General features: G+C 33.7%; 19 protein-coding genes. 4 read left to right on the forward strand and 15 right to left on the reverse strand.

What is annotated here, in order from left to right; genetic code table 11:
* Positions 1 to 6 precede the first annotated feature (6 nt).
* From ACN0QX_RS05010 to ACN0QX_RS05020, 3 genes are read right to left on the reverse strand one after another with little or no spacing between them, the layout of a single operon-like run.
* A complete protein-coding gene (locus ACN0QX_RS05010; RefSeq protein ID WP_248396866.1) occupies positions 7 to 1,701 on the reverse strand; it encodes a DUF6909 family protein in 1,695 nt (564 codons plus the stop codon).
* Between the two features lie 28 nt (positions 1,702 to 1,729).
* Positions 1,730 to 3,232: a GH3 auxin-responsive promoter family protein gene (locus ACN0QX_RS05015; RefSeq protein ID WP_417195760.1), complete on the reverse strand. Its 1,503-nt coding sequence runs from the start codon at positions 3,230 to 3,232 to the stop codon at positions 1,730 to 1,732.
* Complete coding sequence (locus ACN0QX_RS05020) at positions 3,232 to 4,101, reverse strand: M23 family metallopeptidase (RefSeq protein ID WP_248396868.1); 870 nt, start codon at positions 4,099 to 4,101, stop codon at positions 3,232 to 3,234. Before ACN0QX_RS05020 ends, ACN0QX_RS05015 begins: the two co-directional genes overlap by 1 nt.
* Before the next feature lie 118 nt (positions 4,102 to 4,219).
* Between ACN0QX_RS05020 and ACN0QX_RS05025 the strand changes: the two genes are divergently transcribed.
* A complete protein-coding gene (locus tag ACN0QX_RS05025; RefSeq protein ID WP_066254180.1) occupies positions 4,220 to 4,396 on the forward strand; it encodes a twin-arginine translocase TatA/TatE family subunit in 177 nt (58 codons plus the stop codon).
* A 74-nt stretch (positions 4,397 to 4,470) separates the two neighbouring features.
* Here ACN0QX_RS05025 and ACN0QX_RS05030 read toward each other — a convergent pair whose 3' ends face one another.
* The 3 genes from ACN0QX_RS05030 to ACN0QX_RS05040 are packed head-to-tail and all read right to left on the reverse strand — an operon-like array spanning position 4,471 to position 8,293.
* Complete coding sequence (locus ACN0QX_RS05030; protein ID WP_376858347.1) at positions 4,471 to 5,448, reverse strand: DUF4837 family protein; 978 nt, start codon at positions 5,446 to 5,448, stop codon at positions 4,471 to 4,473.
* A 22-nt stretch (positions 5,449 to 5,470) separates the two neighbouring features.
* A complete protein-coding gene (locus tag ACN0QX_RS05035; RefSeq protein ID WP_417195761.1) occupies positions 5,471 to 7,066 on the reverse strand; it encodes a LysM peptidoglycan-binding domain-containing protein in 1,596 nt (531 codons plus the stop codon).
* 39 nt (positions 7,067 to 7,105) lie between these two features.
* On the reverse strand, positions 7,106 to 8,293 hold the full coding sequence (locus ACN0QX_RS05040) for a phosphoglycerate kinase (RefSeq protein WP_417195762.1): 1,188 nt from the start codon (positions 8,291 to 8,293) through the stop codon (positions 7,106 to 7,108).
* Between the two features lie 188 nt (positions 8,294 to 8,481).
* Between ACN0QX_RS05040 and ACN0QX_RS05045 the strand changes: the two genes are divergently transcribed.
* Complete coding sequence (locus tag ACN0QX_RS05045) at positions 8,482 to 9,636, forward strand: ATP-binding protein (protein WP_417195763.1); 1,155 nt, start codon at positions 8,482 to 8,484, stop codon at positions 9,634 to 9,636.
* A 39-nt stretch (positions 9,637 to 9,675) separates the two neighbouring features.
* Here ACN0QX_RS05045 and ACN0QX_RS05050 read toward each other — a convergent pair whose 3' ends face one another.
* The 5 genes from ACN0QX_RS05050 to ACN0QX_RS05070 all read right to left on the reverse strand — a co-directional run bounded on the left by ACN0QX_RS05050 (position 9,676) and on the right by ACN0QX_RS05070 (position 17,187).
* Positions 9,676 to 10,197, reverse strand: a complete 522-nt coding sequence (locus ACN0QX_RS05050; RefSeq protein WP_417195764.1) for an OmpH family outer membrane protein — start codon at positions 10,195 to 10,197, stop codon at positions 9,676 to 9,678.
* A gap of 234 nt (positions 10,198 to 10,431) precedes the next feature.
* Positions 10,432 to 11,283: a class I SAM-dependent methyltransferase gene (locus ACN0QX_RS05055; protein WP_417195765.1), complete on the reverse strand. Its 852-nt coding sequence runs from the start codon at positions 11,281 to 11,283 to the stop codon at positions 10,432 to 10,434.
* A gap of 78 nt (positions 11,284 to 11,361) precedes the next feature.
* Entirely contained in the window at positions 11,362 to 13,233 is a 1,872-nt protein-coding gene (mnmG, locus tag ACN0QX_RS05060; protein WP_417195775.1) for a tRNA uridine-5-carboxymethylaminomethyl(34) synthesis enzyme MnmG, read from the reverse strand.
* A 116-nt stretch (positions 13,234 to 13,349) separates the two neighbouring features.
* Positions 13,350 to 13,769, reverse strand: coding sequence for an rRNA maturation RNase YbeY (gene ybeY, locus ACN0QX_RS05065; RefSeq protein WP_417195766.1), 420 nt, complete (start codon positions 13,767 to 13,769; stop codon positions 13,350 to 13,352).
* Positions 13,762 to 17,187: a DUF4175 family protein gene (locus tag ACN0QX_RS05070; protein ID WP_417195767.1), complete on the reverse strand. Its 3,426-nt coding sequence runs from the start codon at positions 17,185 to 17,187 to the stop codon at positions 13,762 to 13,764. The genes ybeY and ACN0QX_RS05070 overlap by 8 nt, the downstream gene beginning before the upstream one ends.
* A 254-nt stretch (positions 17,188 to 17,441) precedes the next feature.
* Here ACN0QX_RS05070 and gltX point away from each other — a divergent pair, with 254 nt between their 5' ends.
* The gene (gene gltX, locus ACN0QX_RS05075) at positions 17,442 to 18,962 is read left to right on the forward strand and encodes a glutamate--tRNA ligase (RefSeq protein ID WP_417195768.1); all 1,521 of its coding nucleotides are present in this window, start codon (positions 17,442 to 17,444) and stop codon (positions 18,960 to 18,962) included.
* A gap of 88 nt (positions 18,963 to 19,050) precedes the next feature.
* On the opposite strand, the gene ACN0QX_RS05080 is transcribed toward gltX, so the two are convergent.
* Positions 19,051 to 19,734, reverse strand: a complete 684-nt coding sequence (locus ACN0QX_RS05080) for a hypothetical protein (RefSeq protein ID WP_417195769.1) — start codon at positions 19,732 to 19,734, stop codon at positions 19,051 to 19,053.
* 162 nt (positions 19,735 to 19,896) lie between these two features.
* Here ACN0QX_RS05080 and ACN0QX_RS05085 point away from each other — a divergent pair, with 162 nt between their 5' ends.
* The gene (locus ACN0QX_RS05085) at positions 19,897 to 20,814 is read left to right on the forward strand and encodes an SPFH domain-containing protein (protein ID WP_248396890.1); all 918 of its coding nucleotides are present in this window, start codon (positions 19,897 to 19,899) and stop codon (positions 20,812 to 20,814) included.
* Between the two features lie 86 nt (positions 20,815 to 20,900).
* On the opposite strand, the gene ACN0QX_RS05090 is transcribed toward ACN0QX_RS05085, so the two are convergent.
* From ACN0QX_RS05090 to ACN0QX_RS05100, 3 genes are all read right to left on the reverse strand, one after another.
* The gene (locus tag ACN0QX_RS05090) at positions 20,901 to 21,113 is read right to left on the reverse strand and encodes a hypothetical protein (protein WP_248396892.1); all 213 of its coding nucleotides are present in this window, start codon (positions 21,111 to 21,113) and stop codon (positions 20,901 to 20,903) included.
* Between the two features lie 78 nt (positions 21,114 to 21,191).
* The gene (locus ACN0QX_RS05095; protein ID WP_417195770.1) at positions 21,192 to 22,352 is read right to left on the reverse strand and encodes a GNAT family N-acetyltransferase; all 1,161 of its coding nucleotides are present in this window, start codon (positions 22,350 to 22,352) and stop codon (positions 21,192 to 21,194) included.
* A gap of 61 nt (positions 22,353 to 22,413) precedes the next feature.
* The gene (locus tag ACN0QX_RS05100; RefSeq protein ID WP_376858358.1) at positions 22,414 to 22,896 is read right to left on the reverse strand and encodes a DUF1761 domain-containing protein; all 483 of its coding nucleotides are present in this window, start codon (positions 22,894 to 22,896) and stop codon (positions 22,414 to 22,416) included.
* Positions 22,897 to 23,009 lie beyond the last annotated feature (113 nt).

A 23,009-nucleotide genomic window follows, 5' to 3' on the forward strand; every position in this document is an offset into this window, starting at 1 on the left:
ATCTATCTACTGATTATTAAATATTTGTTGTAATATTTTTCTTGTTATTAAATAGGTTGGTTTTACTCCTGACGTCCCCAATCCACCTGATGCTAATGTACCTCCTGTTTCTAAAGGATTATCACTCGCATAATAGGCATAACGCACTTTAACATCTGGATTAATTGTTTTTCTTACCTTGGATGCCGATTGAATTGCTTTTTGGTAATGAGCACCTTCCATTTCAAGTCCTATAACATGCCACGTAGAATTATAGAAAAACCTTAAAATATCTTTGTTTTGTAATGATGTTCCTAATACCGTTATCATAGAGCCTTCAAAAACAGACAAACCATGACCATCCAAATCTGCCTTGGATAACTCATTTACAAATGGATAATTATCAGCTGTCCCTTCAAAAATATGTGCAGACGGTATCATAATATCGCCTTTTCCACCTTCCAAAATTCCTGCTTTACCCATAATGGATACGGATGCCACATTTAAATGAATACTTTTATTATCAATTTGGGCAGGTTTTAATAACTCGTCAATGGTTTCGTAGGCTTGTTCTCCAAAAGCATAATCCATAACAAATATAATAGGTTTTTCGGATTTCTTATCGGTTTTAGTAATTTCTAAATCAGTTTTCGATAAATCTATCTTTTCTGTATCAAAAATCTGTACATCTATATTGGTTCCAGACGTGTCTGGTATATAAATCATGCCCCCTTGTAAGGCTTGCTTGGTTACCTTTTCACGTAGAGATTCATTTTCTTTTTTACTGATTTCTTCGTAAACCTGAAAAATGGTTTTTTTACCTAGTAAACTTTTTAGCGCTGTTGGTGCATAAATTGTATTCATAACACTATGCATATTGGCACTAATGATATGAATTGGTCTTTCTAAAAGGTTATTTTTATGTAAAATATTTTTAATATTATCTGCCCATATTTCACCATGAATATGATGACCTAAACGCTCGCGTAAAACAGGGCTAAAAGTAATGGTGCGTTTATTATTATTAATAACTTCCTCAATAGCAAGTTTTCCTAACCAATAAACAATATGTAATAAACGCTCTGGTTGTTCTGGTGTTTGAAATTGCTCATAAACAAAGCGCAACTCATCAAACGTTCTTCCCAAAATATTTGCCGTATGTGTTATAGCAATCTCACGTTCGTTTTGGGTAAGTTTTTTTTTGGCTAAAACAGCTTTTTCTAACTTAATCCAATCGCGCGTAGTACCACCAGATTCATCAATTAAAACGCGCTTGCTTATTTTATGAGATTCCACAAACATAAAGGTTAAGTGGGTTAGAATATCATAAATCTCTGAACGACCTCTTGTAATTTCAATATTCATTTGTTCATCGTCAATGCGATAACAATTTCTGCGTCGTTTTGGAGGAATTATAGCTTTAAAATGGGAGTTACCGTAACCTTCATCACTAGTCAGGTTAATAAACATGCATTCTTCAATACCTTGAGGTAATCTATCTATAACATATAAAAGTCCTTCTAATTCTGCTTTTTCATCACCAATGGACCCATAAATTTCAGGACGTAAAAGTAATAAAGCCTCACGAAGCGTTTCACCTGAAACACCCATAGGCTTATAAAAACCACGATTAAATAAATGTCTCATGGTAATGTACATTCTTTCTATTGCATTTGAGCTTTCTTGAGCTCTCGTTCTAGCATGATGCTTTTTTTTGTTCATAAAAACTGTTTAATTATCAAATATACTATTATTTAATCAAATTCAAATTGTAGATTTTATCTGCAATTTTCCTATCGTTTGATAAACGTGGTAATTTATTCTGACCTCCTAATTTTCCTATAGATTTCATATAGTCCTGAAAACCATTTTTGGTAATCATAGTTATTTTTAACGGCTGTAAAACCCGACCTTTAATTAAATCGAAATAATAACTGTTTTGATTCTGTAAAGCCGCATCAATTTTAGCAGCTAATTGCGAAACATCTGCTACGTCATTTTCAAATTCTATAAACCATTCATGATAGGGCAATCCCGATTCTGGTGTAATTTGGGGAGCAACTGTAAATTCAGAAATTTGAAAATTGGTTCCTTCAATGGCTTCTTTTAAAGCTTGTTCTACTTCTTTTCCTATAACATGTTCGCCAAAAGCTGAAATAAAATGCTTAATCCTGCCAGAAACAATTACACGATACGGTTTTGTGGATGTAAACATAACGGTATCTCCAACATTGTATGCCCAAAGCCCTGCGTTTGTTGAAATGATCATCACGTAATTAACACCAATTTTTACATCTTTAAGGGTTAATCTAGTTGGATGTGCATCAAAAAATGCATCAGCTGGAATAAATTCGTAAAATATACCCGCATTTAAAAGCAATAACATGCCTTTTTCATCTTGCTTATCTTGATAGGCAAAAAATCCTTCGCTGGCTGGATATAATTCAATACTATCAACTTTCCGGCCGATTAAATTTTCAAATTTAGCACGATAGGGTTCATAGTTTACACCTCCAAAAATAAAAAGGTTGAAGTTTTTAAAAACATCACCCACTTTCTGACCTGTTTTTTGTTGAATTTTCTCAAAATACATTTGAACCCAAGATGGAATTCCAGAAATAACGGTCATGTTTTCTGGAAGCGTTTCTTTAACAATAGCTTCCACTTTGGTTTCCCAATCTTCAATACAATTGGTTTCCCAAGACGGCATGCGATTTTTCTGAAGATATTCTGGGACAAAATGAGCCACAATTCCGGATAAGCGTCCCAATTGAATCCCATTTTGCTCATGTAAAACAGGACTTCCTTGTAGAAATATCATTTTTCCTGCTACGAATTGTGAATTTCCCGTTTCATGAATGTAGGATAAAATAGCATTTCGCGCAGCCGTAACATGGGTTGGCATACTTTCCTTAGTCAACGGAATATATTTAGCACCCGATGTAGTACCTGATGTTTTGGCGAAATAAAGCGGTTTTCCTGTCCATAATACATCGGGTTCCCCGGCAACAACACGCTCTACGTAGGGTTTTAGTTCTTCGTAATCGCGAATTGGTACACGTTTTACAAAATCCGCATGATGGTTAATGCTAATAAAATCATGATCCGCTCCAAAGGCCGTGGAACTGGCTTGACTTATGAGTTCCTGAAACACCTGTTCTTGGGTTTCAATAGGGTTATCAATCCACTTTTTCTCCTTTCTAATAATATAACTTGCGAATGGTTTCGCCAATAAAGCTTTTAGTGAAAACATTATTTAAAATCTATAAAATTAGTCGGATTAATAGGGTATCCATCACTCCATAATTCAAAATGCAAATGTGGTCCAGTAGTAATTGAACCTGTATTACCAGTTGTGGCAATCACTTCGCCAGCTGTTACAACATCACCTTGTACTTTGGTAAGCAGGGTATTATGTTTATACACGGAAATTAAACTTTGACTATGTTCTAAAATGATAACGTAACCAGCTTCGGTTGTCCAATCGGCAAAAATTACTGTTCCGTCAGCGGTTGCTTTTACTGGTGTTCCTTTTTCTGCTACAATATCCACAGCAAAATGTTTTTCTTCCACATTATATTCTTGAGAAATAGTTCCAGAAACAGGTGGAAATAGTATAAAACTGGAATTGAGTTTTGCCGATTCAAATAAATTGTATTTATCTTCTTTTTTTACTTTTTCTCGTAAAATAGAATCCTCTTTGGTTGGCGATAAATCTATAGTTTTAGCTTCTTGTCGTGTAGCTTCAATAATTGAATCTTTGTTAAAATCTACCTTATCAACTTCGCCATACAAAACCTTTTTTATAGATGAAAAATACTGCTCATTTATTGCAATAACTTGTTGGAGTGAATCGGTTTTATAATTTAACTCTGTTGCACGTTTTTTAAGTGCCACAGATGAATAACCAGGAATATATTCGCGGAGTGGCGTAAACGCAATTAAAATGGTAGTGGCTACAATTAAAAAAATAGCCGATAATGACATGAGCACAAATACATTAAGTCGCGTTAGTTTTAAGGAAATACGCTCTTCAAAAGTGTCCTCGTTTAAAATAACCAATCGATACTTATTAAGTAGTTTCTTGGTAAACTTTCTAGATTTCTTCTTTTTATTAGCCATAGGTTCCACAAAATTACTTAAAAATATGGCACAATCGTATTTAGTTCATGCTAAAGTTGGTGTTAAAACGTTTATATTAAACTTTAATTATTAACTTTGTACTTTAAAATAACATACGATGATTTCATTAAGTATATTTTTAGCCCCAGGACCATGGCAAATAGTTTTAATTGTCGTGATTGTTTTACTACTTTTTGGTGGTAAAAAAATCCCTGAATTAATGCGTGGCTTAGGTAGCGGAATTAAAGAATTTAAGGACGCAAGTAAAGAAGAAGAAACTGATAAAAAAGAGTAATCTTTTTTAGTACATACGAAAAAACCCAACCTGTTATCGAGTTGGGTTTTTTTGTGTCTAATTATGTTTCTATTTTAATGAAATTTTATGGACTTAATAATGGCTTCCAACTCAAACATATAGTCCCGCTTACTAACCGATGGTGCAAAAGCAAAACCTTCTACCACCAGAAGTCGATTATTAGCCTCATCATCAATTATATAGTTAACAAATGGTCCAGACATAAAGGCATTTTTAACATCCCAAATACCTCTAGTTTCATAAGCTAATTTATCATTAATTGTAGTTTTGGCTAAAAAGGGTGTGTATTTATTTTCAGTGATCATAAACGAGCCATCCAAAGGTCCTGGAATATGCTTTTCCCCTATGGAATCTCGAATTTTTATTATTTGACCAACCACGCTATCATTGTCTGTAATGCTGCCATAAGGAAGCTCATAAAGCAAAATATTAGTGGTTCCGGTGGTAATATCTTTTCGAATCCAATAAAATTTTCCGTCTTCCGTTGCAATTCTGTATGCAGATGGAAAGTTAATGGATATGCCTAATTTTTCTTTAATGGTATTATTTTTATGAAGCGATAATTTAATGCGTCGTTGCTGTTCTTTAATTTCTTCATTTTTTAAAGCCATTACAATTTGATCCGCATTATCCGTTAACTGTTGCGAAATTTCCTCATCCGTTTTACCTGTTACAACCACCACACGTTGGGGTCTAGCAAATAAATTTTTTGCAATTTTAACCTTGGCAGAATCACTTTTTTCAATTTTTAAAACAATCCGACTTTGCTGTGCAAAACCTGTGAAAACAACTGGTGGTAATTGGCTCAATATAAATAGGGGTTCGTCTTGTGGTAAGCCGTGAACAGGAGCCGCCAAAATATTCCGAAGTGTCTCTCCTACCTGACCTTCCCACAATTCATTGTCTACAACAACCGACAGATTATTGATTTTCCCAGACGATTGGGATAAAAGACGTTTATTTGAAGATTTGTTGTCGTTACATGACGTCATTACTATTAATGACATAAAAACAAGTAATAATTTTTGCATGATAGTACCTAGTTTATACTGATTAGCCTTTGGAAAGTTTTAATGACATTCCTGGTTTTAAATTGTTACCACTAATATCGTTCCAATCTCGAATATTTTGAACAGAAACGCCTGGAAATTTTTGTGAAATACTCCAAAGCGAGTCACCACTCTTTACAATATAGGTTTTTGGCGTTGATTTTGAACTACTTGAGTTGTTAGAACTGCTTGCCTGTGGAACAGGATTTCTTGGGTATATAGTTAAACGCTGTCCAATACGTAAATTATTACTCCGCAAACCGTTCCATTGTTTTATTTGACTTACGCGAACACCATATTTCCTAGCTATTAAGCCTAAATAATCTCCAGATTTAACGCGATATCGTTCTTTACTTTGACTATCAAAAAATTGTGGTAATGGTTTTTCCCGTTCATCCAATTCAGCCTTCGCAGATTTGTAAATAGTATCCTCGTTAGTTACAAATGTTCCAACAGCTGTTAGTGGCAATCGTAATGAATAGTTTTCCTCTGGAATAAAGGGAATAATATCTAATTTGTAGGATGGGTTTAAAAATTGTAATTCTTCTATATTAACACCTGTCGCTTCTGAAACCTGATCTAAAGTAATCATTTGCTTTACATGAATTGTATCGGTTTCAAAATGATGAAATGCTGGTTTTTCAGCAACTAATCCGTGTTCTTCAGCATATTCAAAAATATACATGGTTGCCAAAAATGCAGGAAGATATCCCGCTGTTTCACGTGGTAAATTATGCCGAATATTCCAGTAATTTTCATAACCACCTGATCGTCTAATAGCTTTTAATACATTTCCTGGTCCCGAATTATACGCTGCTAATGCCAAATCCCAATCTCCGAACATAGAATACAAGGCAGCCAAATATTTAGCTGCTGCTTTGGTAGATTTTATTGGGTCGCTACGTTCATCTACATAACTACTCACATTTAAACCATATTCTTTTCCTGTGGCAAACATAAACTGCCATAAACCTGTTGCACCTACACGTGATCGTGCTCGTGGTTTTAAAGCGGATTCTACAATGGCTAAATACTTAATCTCCAAAGGCACATTTTGTGCATCCAACTCTTGCTCAAACATAGGGAAATAGAAGTGACTCAACCCCATGAGTCGCTCAAAATAACCACGCCTATTTTTTAAAAATCCTTTTATAACACTTTCTAAAGATGGATTGTACGCAATATTAAAAGGTGTTCTAGCATTTAAGCGATCTAAACGTGCCTTTAAAGTATCGGTTGGTAAATCTGGATAATAAACTTCCTTATAATCTAATTCTGAAATGGCTGTATAAAGGGTATCGTACAAAGCGTTGCTATATAATTCTTCCCGCCATTTTTCATCTAATTCTGCTGTAAATTCTAAATCTTTAAGCGCTTTTATATCAACAGAGTCGGTTTCTATTTCAATCTGCTTTTTGTAAAATTGTTGACCATCAATTATGGTGTCCACTTCATAAGATTCACCAGCAATTAATTGCTCTTCGGGAATATGCGTTTTTACAATTTTCTTGGGAATAGAATCTTGCGCATAGGTTATTCCCACAGCAATAAATATTGCAGAAAGACTTAAACGTATGTTATTTTTAGTAAAACAATTCACGTATTTAGGTTTTAAATATTTGGGGTAATAGTTTTTATATTAATCTAAAATGGCAGCAATTCCAGGAAGGGTTTTACCTTCAAGACTCTCTAACATAGCGCCTCCTCCTGTACTCACATAACTAACTTGATCTTCAAATCCAAACTGCTTAACAGCTGCAACCGAATCACCTCCACCTACTAACGAGAAAGCACCTTCTTTTGTTGCATCGGCAATAGCATAACCTAAAGCCATTGTTCCTTTTGCAAAGTTTGGCATTTCAAAAACACCAAGGGGACCATTCCATAAAATAGTTTTCGAATTTTTTACAACCGTAGCAAATTTTTCCTCGGTTACGGGACCTATATCTAATCCCATCCAGCCATCGGGAATATTATTGACTGCACATGTGTTCGTATGCGCATTATTATCAAAAGCATCTGCAATAATGGCATCCACTGGTAAATGAACTTCAACATTTTTATTTTTAGCCTTTTCTAAAATCGAATTAGCCAGGTCTAATTTATCATCTTCTACTAATGAATCTCCTATCTTACCGCCTTGTGCTTTAATAAAGGTAAAGGTCATACCACCACCAATAATTAAATGGTCAATTTTATCTAAAATATTATCAATAATGGTAATTTTACTCGATACTTTAGCACCACCTAAAATAGCACAGACCGGTTTTTCGCCCGTATTCATTACCTTATCAATACTTTTTATTTCTTGAGCTAATAAATAACCAAAACACTTGTTATCAGGGAAAAATTTAGCCACAATAGCGGTTGATGCATGCGCTCTATGCGCAGTACCAAAGGCATCATTAACATAAATATCACCTAATTTAGCCAATTGCTTTGCAAAATCCTCATTACCAGCAGTTTCTTCTGCATGAAAGCGTAAATTTTCTAACAAAATAATTTGTCCAGGCTTTAAATTTTTCACTGCAGTCTCTGCCTCTTCCCCAAAGCAATTAGGAACAAAAAGTACTTCAACACCTAAAATATCTTCAACTTTATCTGCAATATGCTTTAATGAAAATTTATCCTCAACACCTTTTGGCCTTCCTAAATGCGACATTAAAACACAACTTCCGCCATCTTCCAAAATCTTAATAATAGTTGGTTTTGCTGCAAGAATTCGTGTGGTATCACCAACATGAAGATTATCATCTAAAGGCACATTAAAATCTACACGAATTAAGGCTTTTTTGTTTTCAAAATTAAAATCGTCTAATGTTCTCATAATCCAATTGTGGTATAAATTAGTCCTGTTAAAATATGATTTAATATCATGGATTCACAAATATATATTTTTCAGGCAATAATGACTTAACTTTTAGGCTTACTTTAATAGTATTCTATCAAATTAAAAGCGGCTTTCTTTTAAGGTATGCTTCACAAAAAATGAAAAAAAATATGTAGGTTTGCCGTATGCTATTTAGTGATATTTTAGGTCAGGAATATATAAAAAGTCATTTAACACAAAGTGCTGATAACGGCCGAATTCCGCATGCGCAATTGTTTGTAGGACCCGAAGGTTCAGGTACTTTACCAATGGCTATTGCCTATGCGCAATACATACTTTGCCATAATACACAAGGTGAAAACACCACTGGAAATGAATCTTGCAATATAAAATTTAAGAATTTTGGCCATCCAGATTTACACTTTGCCTTTCCCGTAGCAGCGAATCAAAAAGTTAAAAAACATCCTGTTTCTAGTCATTTTTTAGAAGAATGGCGCGAATTATTAAACCAACAACCCTATGGCAACTTATTTGATTGGTATAAAAAATTAGGCGTTGAAAATAAACAAGGACGAATAGGTGTTGATGAAGCGCAAGAAATTGTAAAAGACTTAACCTTAAAGTCTTATGAAGGTGGTTTTAAGATAACCATTATTTGGATGGCCGAAAAAATGAACACCGAAGCGGCCAATAAATTGTTGAAATTAATTGAAGAGCCACCCAAAAAAACCATTTTTATTTTAATTGCTGAAGATGAGGACCAACTTATCAGTACCATCAGGTCCCGTTGCCAAGTTTTACATTTCCCACCATTACCAGAAGATGTTATTACCGAAGGCTTAATAAATAGCTATCAAATTGAAGCGTCTATTGCTGCAAAAATAGCACATCAAGCGCACGGAAATTACAATAAAGCGTGTGATTTGGTATATCATGACAGCGAAGATACCCAATTTGAAACTTGGTTTATTTTCTGGATCCGAAGTGCATTTAAAGCAAAAGGTAACAAAGCGGCCATTCACGATTTAATATCGTGGAGCGAAGATATTGCCAAAACGGGTCGTGAAACACAAAAGCAGTTTTTACAATTTTGTTTGAATTTTTTCCGTCAAGCCATGTTGCTAAATTATGGCGCGGCAGATTTGGTTTTTTTAGAGCCCAAAACAGACGGTTTTAAATTGGAAAATTTTGCCCCTTTTGTTCATGGTAATAATATTCTAGATATCTCAAATGAAATTCAAGATGCTATTTATCATATTGAACGCAATGGAAATGCTAAAATTATTTTAACGGATTTATCTATAAAACTAACCCGTTTATTGCATAAAAAAGCCAGTTAAATTAATAACTGGCTTTTTAATAGTGTAAGTTTCTAAATTTTATTCTGGTTTTTTATAATCTGCGTTTAAGGCGTCTAAAATTTCTTTAGTCAAATCGTTTTTTTCATCACCATACATAACACTTCCAGCTTCATTGCTGCCTAAAATATATGTATAACCGTTTTTCTTACCGTAATCTTTTACGTAATCACGTACTTTTTTAATTAGGGTGTCAATTGTTTGTTGGCTTTCCTCTTGAATTTTACTCTCCTCCAATTGGATACGCTGTTGCAACATTTGTTGTTTCTGCCCTAAAGCTTGATATTCCGCTTGCGCCTGATCCTGCTTCATGCTTTGAGCTTTTAATTGAAACGCTTGAGCTTCCTGCTGAAACGCTTGACCAATACTATCGGTTCTTTTTTCAAAGGCTTCAATTTTAGTTTTGAATTCAGCTTCAATGTCAATTTTTTCTTGGTAGTCATTTACCAAGTCCTTATTATTTACAAAACCAATTTTTTGAGTTTCCGTGTTACAAGACACTGCTGTTAAAAATAATAAGAATATTACGAATATGTTTTTCATGATATGATTTTTAATTTTTTTAAATCGGCACAAATGTAATAAAGTAAATAGTTTGTTTTTACAAAAGGTGCAACTTTTACATTATAAACATAAATTATAGCATATTGTTAACCCATAATCAAAATCGATTAAAAACGACTTATTTAAACTATGTTTTAAAATGAGTTGAGATTATTTGAAGCACTTGTTATATGTAACGCTCTAAAACACGCTTATTTCGTCTTAAATTAAGTTTTAAGCCTTTTTTACCACATAAATAAGTGAAGAATAGGCACCAGACCGTTTAGCTGCACGATTGGAACGCCATCCTATTCTAAATGCTTTTAGAAAATTCATGTTTCCTGTTTTATATTTTTCTGAAAGCAGACTCACATAATACGCATCAAAAATCATGGGTTTTGTTTCTACAATTTTCAAACCCTGTTTTTCTATTAATTGCTTCATACCTTTTTCCGAAAAATGCCAAAGATGTCTTGGCACATCATAGGCTGCCCAAAAATTCTGGTAATATTCAGCATCGTAACTATTATAATTAGGAACAGCAATAATTAGGGTTCCGGAATTTCTTAATAGGCTTTTATATGTAATAATCTGTTTTTCTAAATCTGGTAAATGTTCTAATACATGCCATAGGGTAATAACCTCAAAACTTTCATTTTTCAATTTAAAAAGTTCATGGGCATCATGAACGGCATTATTTGTTTTAGTGTTTGCAATGTTGCGTGCTTCTGCATTAGGTTCAATTCCAGAAATTGTCCAATTGTTTTGCTGTGCTGTTTGCAAAAAATCACCGGTTCCACAACCAATATCTAATAGTGTTTTTTCTGAAGTACTATAAGAATTAATTAATTTCAATTTACGTTTTAGCGCAATGGAACGAATAATGTGATAGGCTTTTTCAAAGAGGTTTCGTTTGGAATCTGTATGCGAAATATAATCATCACTATTATAATAAGCTGGTAAATTTTCTAATTTAGGTTGTGGCGTTGTCACCAAAATTTCAAATTCTGGATGCATTTCTAATTGAAATATTTCATTGGAAACAGAATAATCTATAACCTGAAAATCTACTTTTTTCGTACTCACCTCTTTTTCTTTTATTATGCTTAATATTTTCTTTTTTCAAGAAAACTATTTAAACGTTCCACGTGGAACATCAAAAAATTAACGCCCTAAATAAACTAATAATACGGAAATATCACTTGGCGAAACACCACTAATTCGAGATGCTTGAGAAATAGTAACTGGTTGTATTTTATTCAATTTACTGCGCGCCTCCATACTCATAGATTGCATGTTTGAATAATCAAAATTCTTTGGAATTTTAATGTTTTCTAACCGCGTTAACTTATCCGCATTGTTCTTTTCCTTGTTAATATATCCAGCATACTTAACTTGAATTTCAGCTTGCTCTATTTCTTCTGTATCTAAATTCTGTTCTACTATATACGCATCAACACTTGCCACTTTACGCATGTCATTTATGGTGATATTAGGCCTAGCAAATATTTTGAACATCTTATCGGATTGAGACATTGGAGCAGAATCATTCGCTTCTAAAATTGGATTTATCTCTTCGGGCTTAACACTCGTTTGTTTGAAAAAATCAACAAACGCTTCCGCCTTACTATGCTTTTCCTCCATACGTTTTAAGCGCTTTTCAGAAGCTAAACCTAAATCGAAAGACATAGGAGTTAATCGGATATCCGCATTATCTTGACGCAACAAGGTTCTATATTCTGCGCGAGACGTAAACATTCTATAAGGCTCTTCCGTTCCTTTAGTAATTAAATCGTCCACCAAAACACCTATATAAGCTTCACTTCTAGTCAAAATAAAAGGATCACGTTCTTGCACTTTTAAGCTGGCATTAATTCCTGCCATTAACCCTTGTGAAGCCGCTTCCTCATAACCCGTAGTTCCATTAATTTGACCCGCAAAATATAAACCTTCAACTAACTTGGTTTCTAATGTATGTTGTAATTGTGTTGGTGGAAAATAATCGTATTCAATAGCATATCCTGGACGGAAAAATTTCACATTTTCAAAACCAGCTACAGAACGCAATGCTCTAAATTGAACATCCTCTGGCAAGGATGTTGAGAAGCCATTTACATAATATTCTACGGTATCCCAACCTTCCGGCTCCACAAATAATTGATGTCTATCCTTATCGGCAAATCTATTAATTTTATCTTCAATAGAGGGGCAATATCGTGGTCCTAAACTTTGAATCCGACCGTTAAACATTGGCGATCTATCAAAGCCTTCACGCAGTAAATCATGCACTTCATTACTGGTATATGTTAAATGACACGAGCGTTGTTTAGTTAAGGGTTTTGTAATATCTAAATAGGAGAATTTTTCTGGAACCGCATCACCTGGTTGCTCCACCATTTTAGAAAAATCTAACGAACGTCCATCTACTCGAGGAGGTGTTCCCGTTTTCATTCTACCAGATTCAAAACCTAATTGAACAAGCTGTTCAGTAATTCCAGTTGCAGCTCTTTCACCTGCTCGTCCACCACCAAAATTTTTATCACCAATATGAATTAAACCATTTAAAAAAGTGCCATTTGTTAGCACAACACTTTTAGTTTTTATCTCAATTCCTAATGAGGTTTTTACTCCCACAACTTTATGGTTTTCTACTATTAATCCGGAAACCATTTCTTGATAGAAATCCAAATTTTTTGTTTGCTCCAATATATTCCGCCAGTCTTCAGCAAAACGCATCCGATCACTTTGAACCCTGGGACTCCACATGGCAGGCCCTTTGGATTTGTTAAGCATTTTAAACTGAATAGCTGATGTATCACTAACAATACCACTATAACCACCAAGCGCATCAATTTCACGAACAATTTGCCCTTTAGCAATTCCACCCATAGCAGGGTTACACGACATTTGCGCAATATTTTGCAAATTCATGGTTATTAGAAGCGTTTTACTTCCCATATTGGCAGCAGCAGCAGCGGCCTCGCTACCTGCGTGCCCACCTCCTACTACAATTACATCGTAAACTTCGTTAAACATGTCTACTTGATTTATAAGATTGAATTGTTCCACGTGGAACAATAGATTTATATATTTACTTTAACCTGAAGCTCCAAAGGAATTCCCAAATAAAAAGTCTGCAAATATACGATATATTATGAGATATCTTTTAGTAGTTTCAGATAGTGGTTCTCCATACTTCTCATAGCTTCAGACTCGGCTTCCGATTTATCTTTATAACCACAATAATGTAATACACCATGAACCATAACTCGATGCAACTCATCACTAAAAGTAGCCTTGAAATCTTGCGCATTATCAGCTACACGTTCGGTGGAAATATAAATATCGCCCTGTATGACATTTCCTACAGTATAATCAAAACTAATCACATCGGTTAAGGTGTCGTGATTAAGATATTCTACATTCAAATTATGTAAATAATCATCATCACAAAAAATATAGTTGATTTCACCCAATTCAAATTTTTCAGAAACTATAACACCTTCAATCCAAGTTTGCAATATTTGGATATTATCTATTTTAAAATTGTTTTCGTAATTAAAACTAATCATTGGCTTTTTTAAAATACTCTTGAACTTTCTTTTTATAAACTGGTTGCAAAGGTAAACTTTGACGATTTAAAATCTCAATGGTATTGAAATATTGTTTAGCTGTAGGAATTTGAGTATTCGTGTTGTTTTGAAATTCCTCACGATTGGTATTCGCCTTCCGCTTTGTATCTTCACCTTGCTCCATGGTTGCATTTTCCATTTTCAGTAATTGATGCTGCAAATTCATCATTTTTTGAAGTGTTTGATTAGTGAATCCTTTAATCAACAAATCCATTTCAACGTCTTCCATCTGCTTTAAAATAGAATTACCGAGTCCATTTTTCCCCTCTTTAGCTAGTTTATCCTGTAAGGCTTGACGGATTTCTTGCTGCTGCTGATATATTCTAAACAATTCGCCTTTACTAATTTCGCTCCCTTCACCTTCACCCATTTGGTTTCCTTCTTGGCTCCCATTTTGTCCTTCGCTTCCCGGCTTTCCGTCTTGACCATTTTTACCATCTTCACCCGGTTTATCACCTTCCTTTTTACCTTTTTCTCCCTTCTCGCCTTCGCCCTCATCTTTAGGTTTTCCTTCTTGGCCTTTCATGCCATCTTGCATTTCCTTATTCAGCTCCTCTTGACTTTTTATAATATCCGGCAATCCTTGCTCTGGTTTACCTCCACTACCAGCACCAGATGATTGCATTTGCATCTGCATCTGATTCATAATATCACTCAAAAAATTAGCTAAATTATTGGCAGCCGTAATGGTGTATTGTTGATTAGCTATACCTTGAAATAATCTATTTTCCGAAAACTGCTCTAGCGATTTATCAATATTAAAAAACACGTCTGAAATTTCCTTATTTACCGATTCTGATAATTTAGGTTGCCGCAAGGATAAAGCAAAAAGACTGTCGTCAACATGTGAAAAATGTTCTTTTAAATCATTTTGTTTCCGCAAATAGGTAGCATATTTATTATGGTTAATTTCAATACCTTTAAACTGTTCCATTAAATTTTCTTGATCAAATGAAAATAAGATAAGATTATCTAAAATCTGACGTAACATATCCACATCTTCCTGCATCTGCTCGCCTCCTCCAGATTGCATGGCCATTTTCATTTTCTCACCCATTTGTTTCATTTTTTGGGCAGCTTGCTTTTGTTTCTTTTGGGCATTTTGCTGATTTTTTTCAGCGTCTTTATCATGATTTTGTTCTTCGTTTTCTTCTTTTTCACCTAACTCATCCGAAGCTTCTTGTTGATCTTTTTTAATAGATTCTTCCTGCTTCTCATCACTTGGAACATCCATAGGTTGTTTCAAATCCTGATTATCTTTTTGCAATTCTTCTAAAGCCTTCTGAAAATCTTCAAACTTTTCGTTCAAATTATCTTGCGACTCTTTGGTGTTTTTCTCTTTTGTCTCTTCAGCTAATTTCTCCTGTTCCTCTGCTAATTTTTCGAGATCTTGTTGTAGCTTTTCTAATTTTTTAGCCACATAATAACGCTTTGTCAATTCCAATAATTGCTCTAAACTCCGCTTCTGATTTTTATTTTGTTTGGCTAGTTCCTCAAGTTTTTCACTTAATTCTTCCTTATTGATTTTCTCTTGCATTTTCTCCAACTCTTCCAAAAGTTTCTCATCCTTTTTTAGCTGCTCTTCGTTTTCTTTTAAGCGTTCTTTTAAATCCTCTTTAAAGATATCTTCTTCCTGATTTTCTTTTTGAAATTCCTCTAAATTTTCTTCTAATTTTTTATTGAAATTTTTCATCATGTCTTCCTGTTGCTTCTGACGCTTCAAAAAGTTTTCAAATTTCTTTTTATCATTAAAATTCAATTCGGATTTTTCTTTTTGTGTTTTAGAAAATTCTTCAAGCTCTTTTTCGCGCTCACTCATTTTCTCCAAAGATTTATTTAAATCCTTAATGGTTTCATTTTGTTGTTGCAATTGTTTGTCCTCGGTTTCCGCTTGTGTTAATTTTCTATAACTATAGGTCTTACTTTTAGTGCTTTTAAAATTGTTAATTACATCATTATCAAATACTTGAAAATACAAATCATAACTCACACCTTCAGTAAGCTCCAAATTATTAGGAAAAGCGGTTATAAATTCCCCAATATTCCCATTGGAAATTGGAATAGCTTCTGTTTTACGCTGCTTTTCATCAGCTGACGGATAGTAAACCAATTGCAACTTGCGTAAGCCATAATCATCCGTTGCTTGCCCATAGAAATACATGCTTTGTTGATTTATGCTGTCAATTTCCATTTTCACACGAAGTTCAGGATAATCATCTTTTATAACGTCAATAGAAAAAGCCAAACGTTCATAATCTTTTAAAGAATTATTACTAGTAGATATGGTATAATCCAACGCACTATACACTGTTTTAGTTAGGTTAAAATCACCTTTATTTTTCGTAGCAAACTGTACGGTATCTTCTGCATATAGTTGCACTATTTCAGTAGATTTTGTTTGTAAGTTCCAGGTTACTTTGGTGCCTTGAGGAATAACGGCGTTTCCGGTTCCTGTTAACACCTCGTCCGCTTTATTAATGTAAGATGGATAATCTAAAACCATCTCGAATCCCAAAATTGATGGAACTTCAGAAACTTTTAGCACATAGGGCTTTGAGGTTACCGAATTGGCATTAAGTTGGAATTCTACATCATTTTTTAAGCGACTAAACACAAACTCAAAATCGCCAGCACCTTTTTGTTGCAGAAAATAGGTTTCATTATTATAGGTAATTTTAGCGTTTTCAGGAATCACATTTCCTACGGTTTTCACGTGTAACGTAAAGTCTTTGTTTTCTGTTGTCGTTAAATTTTCATTCACTACAAAAAACTGAAAAGGTGCAGGTGGTTCATAAGCGGTGTTATGGTTAACAACGCGATTATAACTCTCGCTAAACCAACTTATTTGTCCTGATAAAACCGATAATAAAATAATAACAACAGGAATAGCAGCATATTTAGCATAGCGTAAATTCTGCTTGAAATTAATAGCCAATTTAAACGGAATAGGTTGTAATTCTTCAGATTTTTGATTGATACTTGCCAGTAATAATTCAGATTCAACACCTTGCTCTTTCAACTGTAAAACATTCAGCAATTTATCATTAACTTCAGGAAAATGTGTACCGATAATTTTGGAAGCTTGCACGTAATCTATTCCTTTTTTTAGTTTGAATAGTTGCGCTAAAGGCATGGCTATAAATTTGATAAATAAGCCGATTTCAACGGCAACAAAAACCCAAAATAAAATAGTTCTAGACGTGGTATTTAGCCAAAATACATATTCAACAAATAGTGTAAATAGAAAATATAGAAATCCAATAGCAAAAAATAATATGCTACCCTTTATAAGCTCGTTTGTGTAATAACGCCTTACAAAAGCTTCTAATTTCTGAAGAATGATATTAAAATGAGACACGTTTTTTATTGATTTTCTTTTCAACCTACTAAACTACAATTTTTTTTGGTCGATAATAATCTATAATTGATAACATTATGTTAACAAAAGCGTCTTGAAAACAGGGTTTTACACCAATTTGCACCAAATTAGATAAAAACATCCGGTTTTTATAAGTCGCGTTTTAGAAATTATCCGCTTCCCTATCGCTTTATGCTATTTTCTTTGCGGTTTGTTAATTGCTATTCTATCTTTGCGTTATTAAAACAAAAAACATGTCAAAACCCGTACGCGTGCGCTTTGCACCAAGTCCAACAGGACCTTTACATATAGGTGGTGTTCGCACAGCCCTTTTCAACTATTTATTTGCTAAAAAATACAACGGAACCTTTATACTTCGTATTGAAGATACGGATCAAAATCGTTTTGTTGAAGGTGCTGAAAATTATATTGAAGAATCTTTAAAATGGTGTGGTATTACGGTTGACGAAGGTGTAAATACTAACGAGAAATTTGGACCATATAGACAAAGTGAGCGTAAAGACATTTATAAAAAATATGCAGATCAGTTAATTGCCAATGGCAAAGCCTATTATGCATTTGACACAGCTGACGATTTAGATGCACATAGAAAAAATCACGAAGCCGAAGGAAAAACCTTTATTTACAATTGGCATAATCGTGAAAAAGGCCGTTTGGTGAACTCGCTCGTGCTTTCTGCTGAAGAAACACAAGCAAAATTAGATGCTGGTGATGATTATGTGATTCGTTTTTTATCACCTCAAGATGAAACGCTGCATTTAACAGATATAATCCGTGGCAATATGACCATAGATACCAATATTTTAGACGATAAAGTATTGTTTAAAAGTGATGGTTTACCAACCTATCATTTAGCCAATATTGTAGACGACCATTTAATGGAAATCACGCATGTTATTCGTGGCGAAGAATGGTTACCATCTTTAGCATTGCATTATCAATTATATGATGCTTTTGGTTGGGAAAAGCCTGAATTTGCGCATTTACCATTGATTTTAAAACCAACTGGAAAAGGAAAGTTAAGCAAGCGTGATGGCGATAAACTAGGGTTTCCAGTATTTCCATTAGCTTATAAAGATCATCAAACGGGTGATATATCTCGTGGTTACCGAGAAGATGGTTATTTTCCAGAAGCAGTTGTGAATTTCCTAGCCTTTTTAGGTTGGAATCCAGGAACAGAACAGGAAATTTTTAGCATGGACGAGCTGATTGCTGCCTTCGATTTAAACCGTGTGAATAAAGCAGGAGCCCGTTTTGATCCAGACAAAACCAAATGGTTTAACCACCATTATATGCAAGAGCAATATAATGACGACTTAGCTGTTACGTTCAAGCAAATTCAACCAGAATTAGCCGAAATTGATGTGAATTATGTAGAACTGGTTGTAGCCCTTATTAAAGAACGCGCAACCTTTGTTACTGATTTTTGGGCATTAAGTCACTTTTTCTTCCAAACCCCAACCGATTTAGACGAAAAAGCGGTTAAAAAAGCTTGGAAAGACGATTCTCCCGAACTGATGACGCAAGTCGTTTCAGTTATTGAATCTGTGGAGGATTTCACTGTTGAAAACCTTCAAACTGAATTAAAAGGTTGGATTACCAAAAACGACATAGGTTTTGGTAAAGTCATGATGCCATTACGTTTAGCATTAGTAGGTGCCTTACAAGGACCAGACGTGTTTGATATTATGTATTTAATTGGTAAAGATGAAACCAAACGACGTATTGAGAATTTGGTGAATACGTTGTCTTAATAATTATAAAATGTCACTTCAAAATGATAAGGATTTCTACATTAGATTTCCTTTCATTCTGAAATGACTTTTTTTTATTAAACTTCTTCTAAAACGAAATCATAGCCGTAAACGCCAACATAGATTGGTTTCCTTTAAATTTATTTGGATTTCCTGTTTGGTCTAAATTGTTATCATTTAATTTATCCAAGGTGTTTAGAAATCCGTAAATATATTGGGCTTTGAGTCTGAAATGGCTAAATCCAGCGGATACTCCAATAGCGCCATCCACATTAAAACGGCTGATTTTTTTGATGTCTTTTGCCAAAAGGTTATTGTAATTCGCTATCAAATAATTTTCTTGATTTTGATCATCAAGTTCCAATTCACCATTAAATTGCAACATAGGACCCACATCAATAGTTAAAAAGCTTCCGATTAATTTTACATGCATTAATAAAGCTATTTGAGCGGTAAAAACTTTATAATCAATAAATTCTTCATTGGAGAGTAAAACAGGCCTTGCAGCTATTCCTAAATGGTTTTCAGCGAGTTGAATGCTATAACTCACATTGTACCATTTATGAGGTAAATCGACCGTTGCAGATGCACCAGCCATCCAACCGTTACCCTGTTTAGTTGAAAAATTATCAGTTAAAATATCATATTGGGTAATACCACCGGAAATTCCGATACCATTAACAATTTTGTAGTTTTTAGGCTGCGCAAAACCTATTGTAACAAAACTAATACAAATGGCGACTAATAGAATACCTGACTTTTTGTTTATCATGATGTACGTGTCTGTTTGTAACAAACCTATGAAAAAAATAGGATAAATATTTCTTTTTCTTGATAACCACGTCATTCCGAATAGATTTATTTTCAAATAACAGCTTACCACCAAAATATACATTAAATTAGTAAAACCATTTTAACCTTTAAAAATTACAATATGTTAATATTTGTTCCCTTTATTTTATTTGGACTTTTTGTTTTATTCTCCTCCTTTTTTATGGTGAAGCAACAATCGGCTGCCATAATTGAGCGTTTTGGAAAATTTCACAGTATTCGCCAATCTGGTTTACACATGAAAATTCCTTTGGTAGATAAGGTTGCAGGTCGATTAAGTTTAAAAATTCAACAATTAGATGTTATTATTGAAACCAAAACTTTGGATGATGTCTTTGTAAAACTGAAAGTGTCTGTACAGTATAAAGTAGTAACCGAAAAAGTATATGATGCTTTTTACAAGTTAGATTATCCGCATGAACAAATTACAAGTTATGTGTTTGATGTAGTACGTGCCGAAGTTCCAAAAATGAAATTAGATGATGTTTTTGTTAAAAAAGATGATATTGCTTTAGCTGTAAAAGCAGAATTAAATGATGCTATGATGGATTATGGTTTTGATATTATTAGAACTTTAGTAACGGATATTGATCCAGATCCACAAGTAAAAATAGCTATGAACCGTATTAATGCAGCCGATAGGGAAAAAACAGCTGCCCAATATGAAGGTGATGCTCAACGTATTTTAATTGTTGAAAAAGCCAAAGCAGAAGCTGAAAGTAAACGATTACAAGGTCAAGGTATTGCAGATCAACGCCGTGAAATAGCACGCGGTTTGGAGGAGTCTGTTGATGTGTTAAATCGTGTAGGTATTAATAGTCAAGAAGCATCAGCATTGATAGTTGTAACCCAACATTATGATACCTTGCAAGCCATAGGTAGTGAAACGAACAGTAATTTAATTTTACTTCCAAATTCACCACAAGCAGGTAGCCAAATGCTAAATGATATGGTAGCGAGTTTTACGGCTAGTAACCAAATTGGCGAAGCCATGAAAAACAATAAAAAAAATAAGGAATAAGGTCTTCAAAAATTAATTAAATTCCTTAATTAAGAGGAACATATTGCCATTAAAACTTCAGATTGAAAACTTCAGAATTACAAAATTCAATCGGCCTTATGTTCCTCTTTATATTTCTTGATAATATCCTTCAAACTTTCCAAATAGTTTTCTAAATCCTTAACATCAATATCTGGGTTTTGTTGATCTGGAATGGTCATAGGCATTTCATCTAAATGCTCATAAACTTCTGGGTAGTTGGTTTCAATATTCCGCGTTACAGTCGCAATTTCCGTCAGTAAATCTTTTGCTTTTTTCATAATTCTTATATTTGATTAGATTGGATATAAGGTATTATAATATACATAAATAACAAAAGAAATTCTGTTAGCTATTTGTTAATTTGACTTAAAGGGATGACGTTCTTCCCATATTTTAGACGGATTCATCAGCCTGAAAATATATTTAAGTATCCCATTCATAAACCAATTAGTATGTTTTAAATACATAACCATATCTTTCGGTTTTGCACCAATAGAACTTTTTATTTCCATAGCAGTTCTAGCATAAACAATCGTTTTAAATTGATTATTAATACCAAATTGCGCCATATCATACAACATATTTAAATATAACTGATGCTTATATTGATACTCGGAATCATAGCCTAAAAAGTAGGTTTCCAAGTATTTATTATTTAGAATGAGCGTGTAAAATCCAACCAATTCATTTTTATTAAAATATCCAAACACTTTAAAGTTTGCACCTAATTGTTTTTTGAAGGCATAAAAATGATTTTCTGGTAAAATAAAGCTATTTATTTTAGCGTTGCTAGCAACGTTTTTATACAATTTGTAGAGTGTTTCTGATTGGTTAAAAACCGCCGTTACATCCAATTCCTTGGTGATAATAGATTCAGATTTTTTCCTAGCTGATTTATAACGGTCTCGATATTTTTTGTTTAATTCAGAAATATAATCCTCAAAATGCACCCAATGTTCAGGAAGGTTCAAAACCATATTTGGTTGTACAACTATGTGATGGAAACCTGATGTATTTAGTGCGTTTTTAGTTTGCAGAATGGTATCTGTTAGGAAATAATCTTTTAATAAAACAGCTCTAATATTTTTATTAAAAACAGTCTTAATTTTACGTTTTAGCACATCAACAGCTTTTAATAATGTAGACATAAATTCCTCATTTGTTATGGCATTGGACTTAAAATAGATGCCATGCTGTCCTGTATGTGTTAAATTCCCGACTACCAATATATTTCCTTTTAAAACCTTTGAAACCTGATTTTTAAAACGCTCATGAAAACACGAATCATCATGATTTCGGAACATGTCATTAAGGTATAATTTAACGCGTTGCATTACGGCAATTCCTACTAATTCCTGTTCTAGATAAAATCCAAAATAATAAAGCGTAATATTTTTTGGAGCAGCTTCTTCCAAAGCTTTTAAATATGTTGTTTGCAGAAAAATATCATGTACAACCAAGGCATCCCAAGCTCGTGGTAAATCAATTGCAGATGTAAATAGTTTTGTTTCTATCAAAGTATCATGAAAAAAGACTGATTTGGTCAATCAGTCTTTAAAGTTATATAATCATTACAAATTAATTCCAGGCACAAACAATACCTCCCATTATGGTTAAACTGATTATCCAATACCCACTATTAATGAAAATGTATTTCCAACTTTTACGTTCAAATAAGGCCGTTATAGCCAAAATAGGAAATACGAATAACACGCCAGCCATACAACCGTGTAAGGCACCATGTTTAAAAGTTCTAAATGCTAAACCATAATCGTTCATAAAAGCTGTGTATGATGGTAAAGCTTCCGAAACGTTGCCGCCAATCATGCCTAAAGCTCCTGTTTGATGAATGGTTAAGAATTGTAAAATAAAAGCAATTAAAATTGAAAATAGAAGGGTGAGAACAAAAATTACAAACATGTTTCCACCTTTTAAAGTTTCCGAAGTTAAACCAGATTCACGCATCCAAGCGTTTCCAAATGTTTTAGGGTTGTACCAAAAAAAACCCACAATTAACGGAACCAAAGCCGCCACCAAAATGGCCAAAAAATTAATATCCATGGTTAGGTATTTAAAAATTAGTGTTTTAAAGATAAATGAAAATTATGATTTATATTTTTCACTTGATAAAAATTAAAAAAAAACCTTGAAACAATTCATGTTTCAAGGTTTTA

Origin of the sequence: Bizionia sp. (assembly GCF_048259285.1) — a bacterium.
GTDB lineage: Bacteria > Bacteroidota > Bacteroidia > Flavobacteriales > Flavobacteriaceae > Algorimicrobium > Algorimicrobium hallyeonense.